Raw genomic sequence first — 17,769 nt, forward strand, 5'->3', positions numbered from 1 at the left:
AAGCCCGCTCATGAAAAACGAATCCTTGCCGATCCGCGCGACGTCCGCGCAATACGGAATCTGGGTCGCGCAACAGGTCGACCCCGACGATCCAGGCTATCTGACGGCCGAGACCGTCGAGCTCGACGGCGCGCTCGACGTCGCCGCGCTGACCGACAGCGTCGAGTCCGTGCTCGATCACGCCGACGCGCTGCACATGCGGTTCGCGTGGCAAGACGATGCGCTGTGGCAGGCGCGCCGGACGCCGCGCACGCGGCTGCCGCTCGTCGACCTGTCGGCGCAAGCCGATCCCGTGCAGGCGGCGCACGCATGGATGAAGGCGTCGCTCGCGATCTGCTGCGACGTGACGGCCGATCCGCTATACCGCACCGCGCTGCTGCGGCTGTCGCCGACCCGGCACTGGTGGCATCTGCAGGTGCATCACATTGCGCTCGACGGCTTCGGCTACGGGCTGCTGCAGCAGGCCGTGGCCGCACGCTACAACGCGCGTGTCGGCGGCGGGCCGCTGCCGGCGCTGCCCGACTGGCGGATCGATCGCGTGGTGGAGGCCGAGGCGCGTTATCGCGGCGCCGGCGGCTTCGATGCCGATCGCGCGTTCTGGCGCGAACATCTGCGCGACGTGCCCGCGCCGCTCGTGCTCGCGCCGAAGCAGGACATTGCCCCGTACGCGCTGCGCGCGACGCACGTGCTCGACGCGGAGCGCGTGCACGCGCTCCGCGCGGCCGCCGAGCGCGTCGACGTCGACTGGAATGCGTGGCTGCTGTGCGCGGTCGGCATCTGGCTCGCGAAGCAGGGCGGCCAGTGCGACCTGACGCTCGGGCTGCCGGTGATGAACCGGCTCGGCACGCCGGCACTCGGCGTGCCGTGCATGGCGATGAACATCGTGCCGCTGCGCATGCATGTCGGCGCAGGGCGCTCGCCGCGTGCGCTCGCGCGCGAATGTGCGGAGCGCCTGCGCGCGATCCGGCCGCACCTGTATTACCGGTATGGCTGGATTCGCGGCGATCTCGGGTTGCTGGAACGCAACGCGTTCCTGTTCAACCAGGCCGTCAACGTGATGCCGTTCGAACGGCAGGTCGCGTTCCGCGGGCTCGCGAGCGATACGCGCGCGGTAAGCGGCGGCCCGGTGAAGGATCTGAACGTGACGCTCGCCGTGCGCGGCGGCGCGTGGCATCTGGCGCTGGAAGCAAACCCGAACGCATACGACGAGGCCGTGCTCGCCGCGCAGGCGCACGATCTTTCCGCGTGGCTCGACGCGTTCGCCGGACAGGCGCCGGACGAACCCGTCGGTGCGTTGCTCGACGGGATGCCCGCGCCGTCGATCGTGCGCGGCGCGCCGCTCGCCGGACCGTGCGACGACGTGCTCGCGCGGATCGAACGCATCGCGCTCGACATGCCGACGCAACCGGCGATCGAGGCCGGCGACCGGCGCATCGACTATCGCGCGCTGCTCGCCGATGCCGATGCGCTTGCGGCGGAACTCGGACGACGGGGGGTGGCGCGCGACGCACGCGTCGCGATCGCGGCACCGCGCGCGCCCGACGTGATCGCGGCGATGCTGGCCGTGCTGAAGGTCGGCGCGACGATCATGCCGATCGATCCGGACGGGCCGCCGCAGCGCGTCGCGGCGATGCTGGCGGATGCAGCGCCTGCGCTGGTGATCACGCGCGACGCGTATCGCGAATGCACAGGCGGCCGGCCGGTGCTCGATCTGGACGCGGCGCGTGTGCCGTCGCCGCACGACGTGGCGTGCGTGACGCCCGACGCGGCACAGCCCGCGTACCTGCTGTACACGTCGGGATCGACCGGCCAGCCTAACGGCGTGCTGGTCGGGCGCGGCGCGCTCGCGCATTTCGTCGCGAGCACGCGCGACCTGTATCGCATCGGTCCGGGCGACCGGGTGCTGCAGTTCGCGCCGCCGCATTTCGATGCGAGCTTCGAGGAGATCTTCGCGACGCTTTGCAATGGCGCGACGCTCGTGCTGCGCGACGACGCGATGCTCGACTCGGTCGACGCGTTCACGGCCGAGGTCGAGCGCCGCCGCATCACGGTGCTCGACCTGCCGACCGCGTACTGGCACGTGCTCGCCCACGCACTGGACGTACGCCATGCGCAACGCCTCGCCGACGTGCGCCTGACGATCATCGGCGGCGAGGCCGCGTTGCCGGAGCGGATCCGGCGCTGGCATGCGCACCTGCCGAACCAGGTGCTGCTGAACACCTACGGGCCGACCGAAACCACGATCATCGCGACGGCCGCGTGCGTGAGCGGCCCCGGCGCGGTCTGGCGCGACGGCGAGCCGGTGCCGATCGGCACGCCGCGCGCGGGCGTCGACGCGCAGGTCGTCGACGAGCGGCTGTATCCGGTGGCCGAGGGCCGCACGGGCGAACTGGTGCTGTGCGGCGACGCGCTGGCGCTCGGCTATCCGGGCAATGCGGCGCTGACGTCCGCGCGCTTCGTCATGCTGCCGGGGAGCGGCGCGCGTGCCTACCGGACCGGCGATCTCGCCACCGTGCGCGATGGCCGGCTGGTGTTCGACGGCCGGATCGACCACGAGGTGAAGATCAGCGGCGTGCGGATCGATCCGCGCGAGATCGAGGACTGGCTGCTGCGCACGCCGGACGTGCGCGAGGCAGCGGTCGTCGCGCTGCGCGGCGACGCCGACGTGACGACGCTCGCGGCGTTCGTCGCCGGGGTCGACGACACGGCCGCACTGCGCGCGCAGCTCGCCGACGCGCTGCCGGCCGCGGCGATTCCCGACGCGTGGCACGTGCTCGAACGGCTGCCGCGCAACGTCAACGGCAAGACCGATCGCAACGCGTTGCATCAGCTCGCGATGGCGGGTCGCATCGGCGTGGACGACGATCCGCGCGCCGACGCGCTCGAACGGCAGGTGATGCACGCGTGGCGCAGCGTGCTCGGCGGCGTCGCGCTGACGCCGGATTCGAATTTCTTCGACATTGGCGGCAAGTCGTTGCAGGCGATCCAGGCGAGCGCGCGGCTGGCGACCGCGCTCGGCCGCGACGTGCCGGTGTCGATGCTGTTCCGCCATGCGACGGTCGCGGCGCTGACGGCTGCGCTGCGCACGCCGCTGCCATACCGGCCGCGGGCGGCGCGCGACGCGTTCGCGCCGCATCTCGCGATCCAGACGGCGGGCGGGCCCGCGCAGCGGCTGATCTGCATCCATCCGGCCGATGGCCTCGCGTGGAGCTACCTGCGGCTCGCCGCGTACCTGCCCGACACGACGATCGACGGGCTGCAGCTGTCGGTCGATGACACGAACGGCGCGGCCGATTTCGACGCGCTCGTCGACACCTATGTGCAGCGCGTGCGTGCGCTGCAGCCGAACGGTCCATACCACCTGCTCGGCTGGTCGCTGGGCGGCGCGCTCGCGTACGCGGTCGCGGCGGCCCTCGAACGCGCAGGCGCACCGGTCGGCGTGCTCGCGCTGATGGACAGCTATCCGTCGTCCGCGTGGACGGCACAGCCGCAGCCTGAGACGGGCGACGCGCTGCGGATCCTGCTGACGGTGAACGGCGATTTCGACACGGCGGCGTTGTCCGACGCGCTGCTGCGGCAGCGCCTGCTGCGCGCGAACAGCCCGTTCGCAGCGCTCGGCGGCGCAGGGCTCGACGCGCTGGTCGACGCGACGCTGCGGCAGATGCGTCAGTTCCGTGCGGCGCCGACCCCGCATTACGGCGGCGAACTGCTGCTGTTCAACGCGACCCGCAAGCGGCCCGGTACACCGGCGCCCGACAGCTGGGCCGTGCACCGGCCGGCGGCGTTGCCGACCTGCGTGGCGCTCGACTGCTCGCACGACGGGATGTCCGATCCCGAACCGATGGCGGCGATCGGCGCCGCACTGACCGAACGGCTCGCCGCATGGGCCGACATGGAAACCGATACGAGGAACTTGAAGCGATGAGCAGGGAACCCGAAATGACATTTCCGGCGGGCGTGGCCGTCGTGACCGGCGCGGCGCGCGGGATCGGCGCCGCCGTGGTTCGCGCGCTCGCCGCGCGCGGAGTCGACGTCGCCGCGTTCGACGCCGACGGCGACGCGCTGGCGCGCGCGACCGGGGATCGGCCGCCGGCGCCGGGCCGCGTCCATCCGTTCACGGTCGACGTGGCCGACGCGCACGCCGTGCGCGCGGCAATCGAGCACGTGGAGGCGGCGGTCGGCCCGATCGGCATGCTCGCGAACGTCGCCGGCGTGCTGCGGCTCGCGACCGCGACGTCGCTGAGCGACGACGACTGGGCGCATTGCTTCGCGGTGAACGCGCACGGCGTGTTCCACCTGTCGCGCGCGGTCGCACAGCGCATGATCGAGCGACGCGCGGGCAGCATCGTGACCGTCGGGTCGAACGCGGCGCTCGTGCCGCGCACGCAGATGGCCGCCTACGCCGCGTCCAAGGCCGCCGCGCATCAGTTCACGCGCTGCCTCGGCCTGGAACTGGCCGGCCACGGCATTCGCTGCAACATCGTCGCGCCGGGTTCGACCGACACGCCGATGCAGCGCCAACTGTGGCGCGGCCCGGAAGGCCCGGCCGGCATCATCGCGGGTTCGCTCGAAACCTATCGCACGGGCATCCCGCTCGGCCGCATCGCCACGCCGGACGACGTCGCCGGCACCGTGCTGTTCCTGCTGTCCGATGCCGCGCGCCACGTGACGCTGCACACGCTGTGCGTCGACGGCGGCGCGACGCTCGGTGTATGACGGCTCGGCCGCCGTCCGTTTCCGGCGCATCGTCATGAAACACATTCCGGCCTGTGTCGAACGAGGCGCGGCAGGCGCGTTCGCGTTGCTGTGTTACGAGGAACGGCTGCGCGTCGGCGCGCGGCTGCCCGTGCCCGATGCGCTGCGTCACGCGATGCCGGCGTCCATTCGTGCTGACGCACGACGCTTGCCTTCTTTCATCGGAACACCTTATGTCGACGACTTCCGCTGACTCCGTGCCCACGCCGGCCGATGCCGGCGTATCTTTCCTGCCGCTGCTGTTCGTGAATTTCGCGATGGTGGCCGGCACCTACGCATTCGTCACGATCGCCGGGCCGATGGCGCGGCGCATGCATCTCGAGCCGCTACATGTCGGCGCGATCATCGGCATCGTCGGGCTCGTGTGGATGATCGCCGCGCCGCGCTGGGGGCGCGCGGCGGACACCCGCGGGCGGCTGCCGGCGATGCGCGCGGCGATCGGCGGCTTCGTCGCGAGCTCGCTGCTGCTGGCCGGCTACGTCGGCTGGGCGCTGCGCGATGGCGGCAGCGCCGTGCCGCCGGTATGGGCGGGCTTTGTCGCGCTACTCGTTACGCGCGCGGCGATGGGCGGCTGCTATGCGGGGCTGCCAGTCGCGGCCATGGCGTGGATCGCGGACCGGACCCTGGCCACGGGGCGCGCGGCCGCGGTCGCACGATTCGGCGCGGCGGGCGCGATCGGAATGGTGCTCGCGCCGCCGCTCGCGGGCTGGCTGGCCGGGATCGACATGACGCTCGCGCTCGCCGTTTTCGCGCTGCTGCCGCTCGCCGGACTGGCGGGGCTGCGACGGCTGCGCGACGACGGCGCGCATGCGGCGCGGCAGGCGCCGCCCCGGCTGAAGCCGACCGATCCGCGCCTGCGCCTGCCGTGGTGCAGCGCGTTCGCGCTGTACAGCGCGGTGATGATCGCGAACAGCGTGCTCGGCTTTTACGCGATCGACCGGCTGCACGTGCGGACGGGCGACGCGTCGATGGTGGTCGGCTACGCGCTCGGCAGCGCCGGCATCGGGCTGATCGCGACGCAGTCGCTGGTCGGCCGCCTGCGTGCGGTCGCGCCGCTCCAGTGCCTGCGCCGGGGCGCGCTGGCGGGGGGCGCGGGGTTCGTGTCGGCGCTGGCCGCGGAGGCCGCGTACCCGCTGCTGCTGTGCGCGAGCTACTTCGTGGCGGCGTGCGGGTTGGGCGCCGCGTTTCCCGCAGTCGCGGCGCTCGCGAGCACGCGCGTCGAAGCGCACGAGCAGGCTGCGTGCGCGGGCGCGATGTCGATGGCGCAAGGGCTCAGCATGGTCGTCGCGCCGCTGGCCGGTACGATGCTGTACGAACTGCATCCGGCGGCGCCGTTCGTGTCGATCGGCGTGGTGCTCGCGGTCGTGTTCGTCGCGGCATGCGGCGACGGGGCACGCGCGCCGGCGGCGTGACGGTTTTCGTGAGTGCTGCGCGAATCGGTTGCCGGTTATTTGACTGTTATTCGACTGGCGCAACGACCAGCGGACAAGTGCCGACCTGCCGCAGCCGCGTGCCGGTCCATTCGTAGAAGAACCGGGCCGCCTTCGCGTTGTCGTCGCCGCAATCGTCGTTGAAGCAGCCCGCGACGATCAGCAGCCTGCTGCCGGCGCGGAAATCGACGCGTTCGTCGTCGTTGCCCATCACGCCCGCGACGGCCTTCACGCCGGGCATCGTGTACGTCTTGCCCGTGTACTTGTCGACGATCGCGAAATTCCGGCAATCCGTTCCGCAACCCCAGGTCGCGACGCGATAGTGGCCGGCAAAATTGGCCGGTTGCGTGAATGCGTCGCGAATGACGGTGCGGTACAGGCGCGCTTCCCTGGTGGTCAGCCTGGGCGACGCCGCCGGCTTGCGCGGTGCGCTTGCGGCGGGTGCCGGATAGCGGTCGAACGACGGCGACGGGCATGCCGCGGCAGCCGTTGCCGCGGGCGCGGGCGCCGCAGCCGCGGGCGCGGGCGCCGCATGGGCAGTTCCGGAACCGGCAATCAGCGCGGCCGATGCGCCGGCGATCAGCAGAAATCGATAGGCGAGCGCCACGCGAGCATCCTTCGGGTTCGAGGTGGGATTGGGCCGGATGGTCCGAACGACAGGCGACGACGATTCCATGACGCTTCGCGTGTGTCCGCGCAGGGGGCGGTGCTGGCGTACCTACGCTGTCAGTCAGGCCGTTACTTCCGCATCGACGAAAAGACCGTCGCGCAGAGCGGTGCCGCGGCCCGCACGCGTGCGGCTCGAAACGCAGCTCAATCGGCCAGCCGCTTGTCCGCGAGCGCCTTGCAGCAATCGTCGTACACCCATTGCACGAGTTTTGCCCGATAGTCGAGATCGTCGGTATCGACGATTTCCTCGACCGCGTCGCGTGCCCACGGCGCGTCCACGAACCCGGCGTGCCGCTTCGCGATGTCCTGCGCGAGCGCCGCGAGCTTGGCGATCGCGAGCCAGTCGGCCTGACGGTGATGGCGATCGAGCCAGCGGTGCGCGGCCTGGACCTGGAACGTGGCGTCCGGCCACGATTCGTTGAGGTAAAACGCGCCGAGATTGCCGCAGGTGAGCCAGCAAAGCAGCTCCAGGCGGTCTTGCGAGCCGAGGGTATGGGATGCGTCGGACATGGCAGCGCTCACGAAATGCGTCGATTCCGGGCGGCGCCGGTCGCAATGGGCCGGTGCCGATAATAAAAACATAGCACGATGCGGGCCCGGCCGCGCACCCGGGCGGATGCGGACATGACGGCGGTATCGCGGACGTCGGGCCGGCGTTCACGCCGACGGCGCAGCGAGGGTGCGGCAGAGGCCGGGGTCCTTTCGAATGGCTGTCAATCGTCACACCAGTCGACCGCAACGCTCGCTAGAATGTCGGCTTTCCCGCAAAGCATCGAGCTGGGGTACCTGCTCCAGCCGCCATAAGCGCTAAAGCGCCAACTCTGCCCGACAGGAGACGGAACACGATGAAAATCTACGACCAGTTCTATATCGACGGCGCATGGCGCAAACCGGCCGGAACGGGCACGATCGACGTGATCGACTCGGGCACCGAGGCCGTGATCGGCCGGATTCCGGAGGGCATCGCCTCCGACGCGCAGGACGCGATCCGCGCGGCGCGCGCGGCCTTCGACGCGTGGGCGGCCACGCCGGCCGCGACGCGCGCGGGCTATCTGCGCAAGATCGTCGAGCGTCTGCAGGCGCGCAGCGAGGAACTCGCGCAGTCGATCACCGGCGAAGTCGGGATGCCGATCAAGCTGTCGCGCGCGATCCAGGTCGGCGGCCCGATCTACAACTGGAAGGCGTACGCGAAGCTCGCCGAGTCGTTCGAATTCGAGGCACAGGTCGGCAACTCGCTCGTGGTGCGCGAGCCGGTCGGCGTGGTCGCGGCGATCACACCGTGGAACTACCCGCTCAACCAGGTCACGCTGAAGGTCGCGCCGGCGCTCGCGGCCGGTTGCACGGTGGTCCTGAAGCCGTCCGAAGTCGCGCCGCTCAATGCATTCATGCTCGCCGAAGCGATTCACGAAGCCGGCCTGCCGGCCGGCGTGTTCAACCTCGTGTGCGGCTACGGCCCGGTCGTCGGCGAGGTGCTGGCTACCGACCCGGACGTCGACATGGTGTCGTTCACGGGCTCGACGCGCGCCGGCAAGCGCGTGGCCGAGCTGGCGGCCGCAGGCGTCAAGCGCGTCGCGCTCGAACTGGGCGGCAAGTCGGCGTCGGTGATCCTCGACGATGCCGATTTCGCGACGGCGGTGAAGGGCACGGTCAACGCGTGCTACCTGAACGCGGGGCAGACCTGCTCGGCGCACACGCGGATGCTGGTGCCGGAAGCGCGCTACGAAGAGGCGCGCGAGATTGCGAAGGCCGTGGCCGAAACATACGTGGCGGGCGATCCGCGGCAGGACGCGACGCGCCTCGGTGCGCTCGCGTCGGCCGTGCAGCAGCAGCGGGTGCAGGCGTACATCCAGCGCGGGATCGATGAAGGCGCGGAACTCGTGACGGGCGGCACGGGCCTGCCGGAAGGGCTCGCGAAAGGTTTCTTCGTGAAGCCGACCGTGTTCGGCCGGGTCGATCCGAAATCGACGATCGCGCAGGAAGAGATCTTCGGGCCGGTGCTGTCGATCATCACGTATCGCGACGAAGACGACGCCGTGCGGATCGCGAACGATTCGCCGTACGGGCTCGGCGGCGCGGTATGGGCCGGTAGCGACGAACGTGCGATGGGCATCGCGCGGCGCATCCGCACGGGGCAGGTCGACATCAACGGCGGCACGTGGAACGGCGCCGCGCCGTTCGGCGGCTACAAGCAGTCGGGGCACGGCCGCGAGAACGGCGTGTACGGGCTCGAAGAGTATCTCGAGTACAAGTCGATGCAGTTGAAGCCAGCGAAGCCGGCCTGAGCGTTTCGCACTGCATGAACCGGAAACGGCACGCTCGCGTGCCGTTTTTTATTGACGGCCGTCAAGGTGCGCTGCAGTGAATCGCCGATCATCGCGGTTCCGATGTTCCGACGAGGTATCCGATGACCGTACGCACTTCCTTTCCGCCGCTGACGATACGCGGCCGTACCTTGCTGCCTGTCGTGCAGGGTGGCATGGGCGTCGGCATCTCCGCGCACCGGCTGGCGGGCAGCGTCGCGCGCGAAGGCGCGGTCGGCACGATCGCGAGCATCGACCTGCGCCACCATCATGCGGACCTGCTCGCGCGTTGCCGTGCGCAACCCGATCGCGCGACGCTAGAGGCCGCGAACCTCGACGCACTGGCGCGCGAGATCCGTCTCGCGAAGACCTACGGCGAAGGGCGCGGGATGATTGCGGTCAACGTGATGAAGGCGGTGAGCGCGCATGCGGACTACGTGCGAGTCGCGTGCGACGAGGGCGCCGGTGCGATCGTGATGGGCGCGGGCCTGCCGCTCGACCTGCCCGATCTCACGCAAGGACACGACATCGCGCTGATCCCGATCCTGTCGGACAGCCGCGGGATCGCGCTCGTGCTGAAGAAGTGGATGAAGAAGGGGCGCCTGCCCGATGCGATCGTGATCGAGCATCCGGCGCACGCGGGCGGCCATCTCGGCGTCACGCAAATCGACGACATGCACGACGCGCGCTTCGATTTCGCGCGCGTGCTCGACGAGACCGCGCAGGTGATGGCGTCGCTCGGCCTCGCGCGCGACACGATCCCGCTGATCGTTGCGGGCGGGATCAACAGTCACGACATGGTGCGTGAGGCGCTGGCGGCCGGTGCGAACGGCGTGCAGGTCGGGACGCCGTTCGCGGTGACGGAAGAGGGTGACGCGCATCCGGACTTCAAGCGCGTGCTCGCCGATGCGACGCCCGACGACATCGTCGAATTCGTCAGCGTGACGGGGCTGCCCGCGCGCGCGGTGAAGACGCCATGGCTCGATCGTTACCTGCGCAACGAGACGCGTATTCGCAACAAGCTAGGCGCATTCAAGCAGCGCTGTCCGACCGCGCTCGAATGCCTGAGCGTATGCGGCTTGCGCGACGGCATCGAGAAGTTCGGCCATTTCTGCATCGACACGCGGCTGGCGGCCGCGCTGCGCGGCGACGTCGCGAACGGCTTGTTCTTCCGCGGCCGCGAAGCGCTGCCGTTCGGCCGCGCGATCCGCAGCGTGCGCGATTTGCTCGACCTGCTGCTGACGGGCCGTGCGACCGAGCCTGCGGCAAACCGCCCCACGTTTACGCTGGCTTGACGAATATCAAGATAAGGAAAAGACCCTACGGGGAGAATGGAAACCATTCTTTGGGGGTCCGTACCATGCATAAAACGATTCGAACTTTTGTCACCGCTGCCGCCGTCGCGGCAAGCTTCGTCGCGATGCCGTCGGTGTCGCACGCGGCGTCGCCGGGCGACGGCATCAACCAGGGTGACGTCCTGGTCCGGCTGCGCGCGATCAGCATTCAGCCGAACGAGCGCGCGAGCGACACGCTCGGCGCGCTCAACGTCGGCGTGAACAACGCGATCGTGCCCGAGCTCGACTTCACGTACATGATCCGCGACTACCTCGGTGTCGAGCTGATCCTCGGCACGTCGCGGCACCAGGTGACGTCGAGCCTCGGCAACCTCGGCGGCGTGGGCGTGCTGCCGCCGACGCTGCTGCTGCAGTATCACTTCAACCATGCCGGCAAGGTGCGTCCGTACGTCGGCGCCGGGTTGAACTACACGTACTTCTACAACAACGGGCTCAACGTCGGCGGGGAAGGCGTGTCGATCAACAAGAGCAGCTTCGGGCCGGCGCTGCAGTTCGGCGTCGACGTGCAGTTGACGAAGAAGGTGTTCATGAACGTCGACGTGAAGAAGATCTGGATGAGCACCGATGCGACGCTCGGCGACAAGGGTATCGGCACGCTGCACATCGATCCGTTGATCGTCGGCGTGGGCGTCGGGATGAAGTTCTAGACGCGGCGGGAAAAGAACAGAGTTAGAACAGAGTTGGGGTTCGCGGCATGGCGGTCGTCATGCCGCTTTTTTTATGCGCGATGGATTTACAGCTTGTCGTACTGGAAGCGCATCGCAGTGCCTTCGCGCGTGATGCGCTCCCACACCGCGCGCTTTTCGTCGTCGCTCAGGAACACCCAGTTCGACACTTCGGCGGCCGTGCGGCCGCAGCCCTTGCAGACTTCGTCGAAGAGGGTCGAGCACACGCCGATGCAGGGGCTGTCGGGCAGGTCGTGGAGATTGGAGGCCATCGGAGGGTTCGCGCAGTTGAATCGTCAACCGCCATTTTAATGCATCGTGGCTGATCGGCCCGGCGGGTGCGGCCGGCATGCGGTACCAGCGCATCGTCGTAACGTGCGGTTGGCCGGTCCGGCGCAGCCGCACGGCAACGCCTGGCCCACGGGGCGGCCAGCCACGCGTCGGTGCGCGAAGCGCGCCGCGATTTCACCGGTGAAACGCCGGCGTGCCCGGCCGTCGGGCGCGCGACCCGAGCAGCCGGCGAACACGGTTGCGCTGCTGCCCGTTTTTCCCGGTGGACAGCCGCGGATTACCCGATAGAATTCCCCTCGGAATGCCCGACCGCACGGGCGGCCTGACTGGTCGGCGGCGGTAATCTGTTCCGTTTGCGCGACACCGGCATGATTTTTTTGTGACGGAGCGCGAATGGTGGTAGTTTTCGGGGTTTTCGAGGGGCGGAGCACCAGAATGCGCCGCCGTGACGAGGCAGACGGCAGCCGGACAAACGGTTCGGCCGGAGGGAGAACGGGATGAAAGCAAAAGTAGTGGGCCGGTTCGCAGCGCTCGCGCTGTGCGTGGGTGCATCGGCGGCAGCGGCGAAGGATACGCAGCTCAATGTCTATAACTGGTCGGACTACATTGCGAAGGACACGATCCCGAACTTCGAGAAGCAGGCGGGCGTCAAGGTCCGCTACGACAACTACGACAGCGACGACACGCTGCAGGCGAAGCTGCTGACGGGCAGCTCGGGCTACGACATCGTCGTGCCGACCAGCAACTACGCGGGCAAGCAGATCGCCGCCGGCATCTTCGCGCCGCTCGACAAGTCGAAGCTGCCGAACCTCAAGTACCTCGATCCGCAACTGATGGCGCTCGTCGCGGGCGCGGATCCGGGCAACAAGTACTCGGTGCCCTGGGCGTACGGCACGACCGGTCTCGCGTACAACCTGACCAAGGCGCAGCAGGCGCTCGGCAAGGTGCCGCTCGACAACTGGGACATCCTGTTCAAGCCGGAAAACATCTCGAAGCTGAAGACCTGCGGCGTGTCGGTGCTCGACGCGCCCGACCAGATGTTCGCGGCGACGCTGCACTACATCGGCAAGGATCCGATGAGCACGAACCCGGCCGACTACAAGGCCGCGATGGAAGTGCTGAAGAAGATCCGCCCGTACATCACGCAATTCAACTCGTCGGGCTACATCAACGACCTGGTCGGCGGCGACATCTGCTTCGCGTTCGGCTGGTCGGGCGACGTCGTGATCGCGAAGCATCGCGCGATCGAGGCGAAGAAACCGTACAAGGTCGAGTACTACATTCCGAAGGGCGGCGCGCCGGTGTGGTTCGACGTGATGGCGATCCCGAAGGACGCGAAGAACAAGGATGCCGCGCTGCAGTGGATCAACTACATCGAGGATCCGAAGGTGCACGCGGCGATCACGAACGCGGTGTACTACCCGAGCGCCAATGCCGAGGCACGCAAGTACGTGCGGCCCGACGTCGCGAACGATCCGGCCGTCTACCCGCCGGCCGACGTCGTGAAGACGCTGTTCCTGCTCAAGCCGCTGCCGCCTGAAATCCAGCGCCTGCAGACGCGTCTGTGGACCGAGCTGAAGTCGGGCCGCTGACGCGAGCCGGCGTTCCCCAGCAGTCATGAAGCCCCTGGTGCCCCCGGGGGCTTTGTTCGTTAAACGCAGGAGAGAAGCAGCACATCATGAATAGCCAGTCGGGTGCGCCGGTCGCGGGCGCACCGTCCTCCGTTTCCTCCTCCGGCGCCAATGCGCGCGCCGAGAACTTTGTCCAGATCGTCGACGTCGTGAAGAAATTCGGCGACACCGAAGCCGTGCGCAGCGTCAACCTGACCGTGCGACAGGGCGAGCTGTTCGCGCTGCTCGGCAGCTCGGGCTGCGGCAAGTCGACGTTGCTGCGGATGCTCGCGGGCCTCGAGACGGTCACGTCGGGCAAGATCCTGATCGACGGCGAGGACCTTGCGCAGATGCCGCCGTACAAGCGGCCCGTGAACATGATGTTCCAGTCGTATGCGCTGTTCCCGCACATGTCGGTCGAGTCGAACGTCGCGTTCGGCCTGAAGCAGGAAGGCGTGCCGAAGGCCGAGCTGAAGGAGCGCGTGCATGCGGCGCTCGAACTCGTGCAGATGAGCAAGTACGCGAAGCGCAAGCCGCATCAGCTCTCCGGCGGCCAGCAGCAGCGCGTCGCGCTCGCGCGTTCGCTGGTCAAGCGCCCGAAGCTGCTGCTGCTCGACGAGCCGATGTCCGCGCTCGACAAGCAGATCCGCCAGCGCACGCAGATCGAGCTCGTCAACATCCTGAACAAGGTCGGCGTCACCTGCATCATGGTCACGCACGACCAGGAAGAAGCGATGACGATGGCGAACCGCCTCGCGGTGATGAGCGAAGGGCAGATCGTACAGATCGGCTCGCCGAACGAGGTCTACGAATATCCGAACAGCCGCTTCTCGGCCGAGTTCATCGGCTCGACGAACCTGTTCGACGGCGTGACCGTCGAGGACGAACCCGACCACGTGTACATCGAATCGCCGGAGCTGCCGAGCCGGCTGTACGTGAGCCACGGGATCTCGGGCCCGCTCGGGATGCCGGTCACGGTATCGGTGCGCCCCGAGCGGATCGCGCTCACGCGCAAGCCGCCCGAAGGCGCGTTCAACTGGGCGCGCGGCAGGATCAGCAACGTCGCGTACATGGGCGGTTATTCGCTGTATCACGTGAAGCTCGACGCGGGCAAGACGGTGATCGCGAACGTGTCGAGCCTCGCGATTTCGGAGCTCGATACGCCGTCGCTCGGCGACGAGATCTACGTGCGCTGGAGCGCGACCGCAGGCGTGGTGCTGACGTCATGAGCGCGTTCAAGTCCCTGCTCGAGTGGCCGGTGCGGCGCTTCAACCTGACGGGCGCCTCGGCGGTCGTCGGCGGGCCGTTCACGTGGCTCGTGCTGTTCTTCCTCGTGCCGTTCGTGCTGGTCGTCAAGATCAGCTTCGCGGAGCTGCAGCTCGGCATCCCGCCGTACACCGAGCTCGCGTCGTACGCGGACGGCGTCGTGCACGTCGCGCTGAACCTGTCGCACTACGCGTTCCTGTTCACCGACAGCCTGTATTTCGCGACCTACGTGAACTCGGTGTGGGTGGCCGCGGTCACGACGCTGCTGTGTCTGCTGATCGGCTATCCGATGGCGTACTACATCGCGCGCTCGAACCCGGCGACCCGCAACCTGCTGATGATGGGCGTGATGCTGCCGTTCTGGACGTCGTTCCTGATCCGCGTGTATGCATGGATCGGCATCCTGAAGAACAACGGGCTGCTGAACAACTTCCTGATGTGGATCGGCCTGACCCATACGCCGATCGAGCTGTACCGCACGAACTACGCGGTGTACATCGGGATGGTGTATTCGTACCTGCCGTTCCTCGTGATGCCGCTCTACGCGCACCTCGTGAAGATGGACCTGCGCCTGCTCGAAGCCGCATACGATCTCGGCGCGAAACCGTGGAAGGCGTTCGTGCAGATCACGCTGCCGCTGTCGAAGAACGGGATCATCGCGGGCTGCCTGCTGGTGTTCATCCCGGCGGTCGGCGAGTACGTGATTCCGGAACTGCTCGGCGGGGCGAACACGCTGATGATCGGTCGCGTGATGTGGAATGAGTTCTTCAACAACGCAGACTGGCCGATGGCGTCGGCGGTGACCTGCGCGATGGTGCTGCTGCTGCTCGTGCCGATGGCGATGTTCCAGCACTTCCAGGCGAAGGAGCAGGGGGGCCGCCGATGAAGCCGAATCGTTACCTGCAGTTCGCGGCGCTGTTTGCCGGCTTCGCGTTCCTGTACATCCCGATCATCAGCCTGATCGTCTATTCGTTCAACGAGTCGAAGCTCGTCACCGTGTGGTCGGGCTTTTCGTTCCGCTGGTACTCGGCGCTCGTCGAGGACGACGAACTGCTGACGGCCGCGTGGCTGTCGCTGAAGATCGGCGTGCTGACCGCGTTCGCGTCGGTGTTCATCGGCACGTGGGCCGGCTTCGTGCTCGCGCGGATGGGGCGCTTTCGCGGCTTCGCGCTGTTCAGCGGGATGATCAACGCGCCGCTCGTGATTCCCGAGGTGATCCAGGGGATCTCGCTGCTGCTGCTGTTCATCGAGCTCGCGAAGTGGATCGGCTGGCCGGCCGAGCGCGGCATCTTCACGATCTGGCTCGGCCACGTGATGCTGTGTATCTCGTATGTCGCGATCATCGTGCAGTCGCGTGTGCGCGAGCTGAATCCGTCGCTGGAAGAAGCCGCGCTCGATCTCGGCGCGACGCCGTTGAAGGTGTTCTTCACGATCACGCTGCCGCTGATCTCGCAGGCGCTGATCGCGGGCTGGCTGCTGTCGTTCACGCTGTCGATCGACGACCTCGTGCTGTCGGCGTTCCTGTCGGGCCCCGGCTCGACGACGCTGCCGCTCGTCGTGTTCTCGCGCGTGCGCCTCGGGCTGAATCCGGAGATGAACGCGCTCGCGACGCTGTTCATCGTCGCGGTGACGGCCGGCGTCGTGATCGCGAACTTCGTGATGCTGCGGCAAGAGCGCAAGCGGATGGCGGGGTTCGCGACCTGACGCGCAGGTTGCTTCCGCAACGAAAAACGCCCGGTGCCGACGACGAGTCGGGCCGGGCGTTTTGTTTGGGCGGCCTGCGTGCCGCTCGGCGCAGGTCGTCGCCGGTCAGTACGCGAAGCTCTTGCCGGGCGTCGTCCAGACCGCAGTGGCGGCCGAGCACGGTTGGAGGCTCAGCGTGCCGCCGGCGGCGGGCGCGAGGCAGCGGCCCGTCGGCTGCGACACGAGCTGTGCCGAACCGGGCGCCGTGCCGGCCTTGACGAGCCATTGCTGATCGGCCTCGCCGGCGACGCAGGTGCGCAGCAGCGTGCCGTTGCCCGCGCTCGGTGCCTGCGCGGTGAGGCAGTAGCTGTACTTGGTCTGCAGCGTGCCGTCGCCCGCGGCGACCCACAATTGCGGATTGAAGTGCGTGCCGCCGGAGGCGCGCACCGACGCGAGCGTCGGGCAGGCGCCGAGCACCGCGGCATTGCCGTCGCGCAGGCCGCCCGATGCGGTCAGGCAAGCGCCATTCGCCTTGACGAGGCCTGCGGCCGACTGCTGCGGGCCGCCGATCAGCGTCGCGACGCCGTTCGATTCGGATGCATTTGCGTAGGCGGTGGGACACGTCTTGTTGACCGTGACCGACGGGACAGGCACCGTCACCGGATTGCCGAGCACGTCGTAAGCAGCCACGCTGAATTGCGCGTTCGTATATGCAACCGACGCGCAGCTCGTGCGACTCGAATTCCAGTCGAAGTACTCGACCCACTGGCTGATCGACGAGACTGGAACCTGCGTTTGCGTCGTGCCGACGTAGATGCTGCCGATGTCGAAGCTGTCGCCGGTCGCGCCGCCCGTCACGTCGGTCACGTTGCTCTTGAACCAGCCGGGCCCCTGGCTCGTGTCCGGCGTGATGCGGAAGCGGTACGTGTGGCCGGCCTGCCACTCGTAGCGATAGCGGCATTGCGCGCCGGCGCTGCCATCCGTCGCCGAGCCGCTGACCGTGCAGTAGCTGCCGGCGCCGATGCCTGCGCTCGCGGGTGTGCCGGGTTTCGCGGCGGTGGCGCCCCACAGGCTGAACAGGAATTGCTTGCCCGTGCCTTCGCTGGCAGACACCAGTTCGGTCGACTGCAAACCCGTGTAGCCGTGCAGCGAGTTGACCTGGTTCGACCAGAACACGTTGGAGTTCGGGCCCGGGTCGGTCCGCGGCGTGATGAACAGGTCGAGGATCGCGACGCTGCGCAGCGTCGACGGAAACCACGTGTTGCTGTAAAGCCCCGGCGTCGCGCCGAGGAAGCCGTTGAGCGTCGGTGCGGTGCTGGCCGACAGTGTCGCGAGGCCAGGCGCCGTGTTGGCCGCGATGCTGAAACTGCGCGCGCCCGGTGGCGGCAGGGACGCGACGGGCGGTACGCCGAGCGTGAAGGTGAACGTGCATGCGCCGCCTGCCGGCACCGTCGCGCCGGTCAGCGCGAGCTGCGTGGTGCCGTCGCTGGCCAGCGTACCGCCGCACGCGCTCGTGAAACCGTTCGCGGTGAAACCGGCGGGCATGCCGATGGAGAGGCCGGCGGCAGCCGGTTCGGTGCCGGTGTTGGCGAGTTTCAGCGTCGCCTTGTCGGTGCCGCCGACGGACGGCGACAGGCTGGCGAGCGTCAATGTCGCCGTGTAGGCGGGCGCGGCGAGCGCAGTGAGCGGAGCGAGCATCAGCGCAGCGATTGCCGCGCGGCTGACGGACGGGACGAGCATGGCCG

General features: G+C 68.5%; 15 protein-coding genes. 11 read left to right on the plus strand and 4 right to left on the minus strand.

Annotated elements, in window-relative coordinates:
- The first annotated feature begins 10 nt into the window (after positions 1 to 10).
- From KVT39_RS15780 to KVT39_RS15795, 4 genes are read left to right on the plus strand one after another with little or no spacing between them, the layout of a single operon-like run.
- On the plus strand, positions 11 to 3,925 hold the full coding sequence (locus KVT39_RS15780; RefSeq protein WP_217589542.1) for a non-ribosomal peptide synthetase: 3,915 nt from the start codon (positions 11 to 13) through the stop codon (positions 3,923 to 3,925).
- Positions 3,922 to 4,716 carry a 2,3-dihydro-2,3-dihydroxybenzoate dehydrogenase gene (locus KVT39_RS15785; protein WP_105392593.1) on the plus strand — a complete coding sequence of 265 codons (795 nt, stop codon included), beginning with the start codon at positions 3,922 to 3,924 and terminating at the stop codon, positions 4,714 to 4,716. Before KVT39_RS15780 ends, KVT39_RS15785 begins: the two co-directional genes overlap by 4 nt.
- A gap of 34 nt (positions 4,717 to 4,750) precedes the next feature.
- On the plus strand, positions 4,751 to 4,948 hold the full coding sequence (locus tag KVT39_RS15790) for a hypothetical protein (RefSeq protein WP_081938450.1): 198 nt from the start codon (positions 4,751 to 4,753) through the stop codon (positions 4,946 to 4,948).
- Entirely contained in the window at positions 4,929 to 6,167 is a 1,239-nt protein-coding gene (locus tag KVT39_RS15795) for an MFS transporter (protein WP_217589543.1), read from the plus strand. Before KVT39_RS15790 ends, KVT39_RS15795 begins: the two co-directional genes overlap by 20 nt.
- A gap of 46 nt (positions 6,168 to 6,213) precedes the next feature.
- Here KVT39_RS15795 and KVT39_RS15800 read toward each other — a convergent pair whose 3' ends face one another.
- Together KVT39_RS15800 and KVT39_RS15805 are read right to left on the minus strand one after the other, a co-directional pair.
- The gene (locus KVT39_RS15800) at positions 6,214 to 6,792 is read right to left on the minus strand and encodes a hypothetical protein (protein WP_217589544.1); all 579 of its coding nucleotides are present in this window, start codon (positions 6,790 to 6,792) and stop codon (positions 6,214 to 6,216) included.
- A 206-nt stretch (positions 6,793 to 6,998) separates the two neighbouring features.
- Positions 6,999 to 7,364: a hypothetical protein gene (locus KVT39_RS15805; RefSeq protein ID WP_034181339.1), complete on the minus strand. Its 366-nt coding sequence runs from the start codon at positions 7,362 to 7,364 to the stop codon at positions 6,999 to 7,001.
- A gap of 335 nt (positions 7,365 to 7,699) precedes the next feature.
- Here KVT39_RS15805 and KVT39_RS15810 point away from each other — a divergent pair, with 335 nt between their 5' ends.
- The 3 genes from KVT39_RS15810 to KVT39_RS15820 all read left to right on the plus strand — a co-directional run bounded on the left by KVT39_RS15810 (position 7,700) and on the right by KVT39_RS15820 (position 11,156).
- Entirely contained in the window at positions 7,700 to 9,136 is a 1,437-nt protein-coding gene (locus KVT39_RS15810) for an aldehyde dehydrogenase family protein (RefSeq protein WP_217589546.1), read from the plus strand.
- A gap of 122 nt (positions 9,137 to 9,258) precedes the next feature.
- Positions 9,259 to 10,449: a nitronate monooxygenase family protein gene (locus tag KVT39_RS15815; RefSeq protein ID WP_034181341.1), complete on the plus strand. Its 1,191-nt coding sequence runs from the start codon at positions 9,259 to 9,261 to the stop codon at positions 10,447 to 10,449.
- Between the two features lie 65 nt (positions 10,450 to 10,514).
- Complete coding sequence (locus KVT39_RS15820; protein ID WP_034181342.1) at positions 10,515 to 11,156, plus strand: OmpW family protein; 642 nt, start codon at positions 10,515 to 10,517, stop codon at positions 11,154 to 11,156.
- An 86-nt stretch (positions 11,157 to 11,242) separates the two neighbouring features.
- Here the strand turns inward: KVT39_RS15820 and KVT39_RS15825 are convergent, their stop codons facing one another.
- A complete protein-coding gene (locus KVT39_RS15825) occupies positions 11,243 to 11,446 on the minus strand; it encodes a DUF1289 domain-containing protein (RefSeq protein ID WP_006493160.1) in 204 nt (67 codons plus the stop codon).
- 516 nt (positions 11,447 to 11,962) lie between these two features.
- On the opposite strand from KVT39_RS15825, the gene KVT39_RS15830 reads away from it, so the two are divergent.
- The 4 genes from KVT39_RS15830 (at position 11,963) to KVT39_RS15845 (ending at position 16,045) form a co-directional block, all read left to right on the plus strand.
- On the plus strand, positions 11,963 to 13,057 hold the full coding sequence (locus tag KVT39_RS15830) for a polyamine ABC transporter substrate-binding protein (protein WP_047900781.1): 1,095 nt from the start codon (positions 11,963 to 11,965) through the stop codon (positions 13,055 to 13,057).
- 86 nt (positions 13,058 to 13,143) lie between these two features.
- The gene (locus KVT39_RS15835) at positions 13,144 to 14,304 is read left to right on the plus strand and encodes an ABC transporter ATP-binding protein (RefSeq protein WP_034181344.1); all 1,161 of its coding nucleotides are present in this window, start codon (positions 13,144 to 13,146) and stop codon (positions 14,302 to 14,304) included.
- A complete protein-coding gene (locus KVT39_RS15840; RefSeq protein ID WP_217589548.1) occupies positions 14,301 to 15,227 on the plus strand; it encodes an ABC transporter permease subunit in 927 nt (308 codons plus the stop codon). Before KVT39_RS15835 ends, KVT39_RS15840 begins: the two co-directional genes overlap by 4 nt.
- Positions 15,224 to 16,045, plus strand: a complete 822-nt coding sequence (locus KVT39_RS15845; RefSeq protein ID WP_034181346.1) for an ABC transporter permease subunit — start codon at positions 15,224 to 15,226, stop codon at positions 16,043 to 16,045. Before KVT39_RS15840 ends, KVT39_RS15845 begins: the two co-directional genes overlap by 4 nt.
- A 105-nt stretch (positions 16,046 to 16,150) precedes the next feature.
- Here the strand turns inward: KVT39_RS15845 and KVT39_RS15850 are convergent, their stop codons facing one another.
- Positions 16,151 to 17,764 (minus strand): DUF3472 domain-containing protein, encoded by a 1,614-nt coding sequence (locus KVT39_RS15850; RefSeq protein ID WP_217589550.1) that lies wholly within the window; start codon positions 17,762 to 17,764, stop codon positions 16,151 to 16,153.
- Positions 17,765 to 17,769 lie beyond the last annotated feature (5 nt).

Source organism: Burkholderia sp. GbtcB21, from assembly GCF_019091065.1.
Taxonomy (GTDB): Bacteria; Pseudomonadota; Gammaproteobacteria; order Burkholderiales; family Burkholderiaceae; genus Burkholderia; species Burkholderia pyrrocinia_C.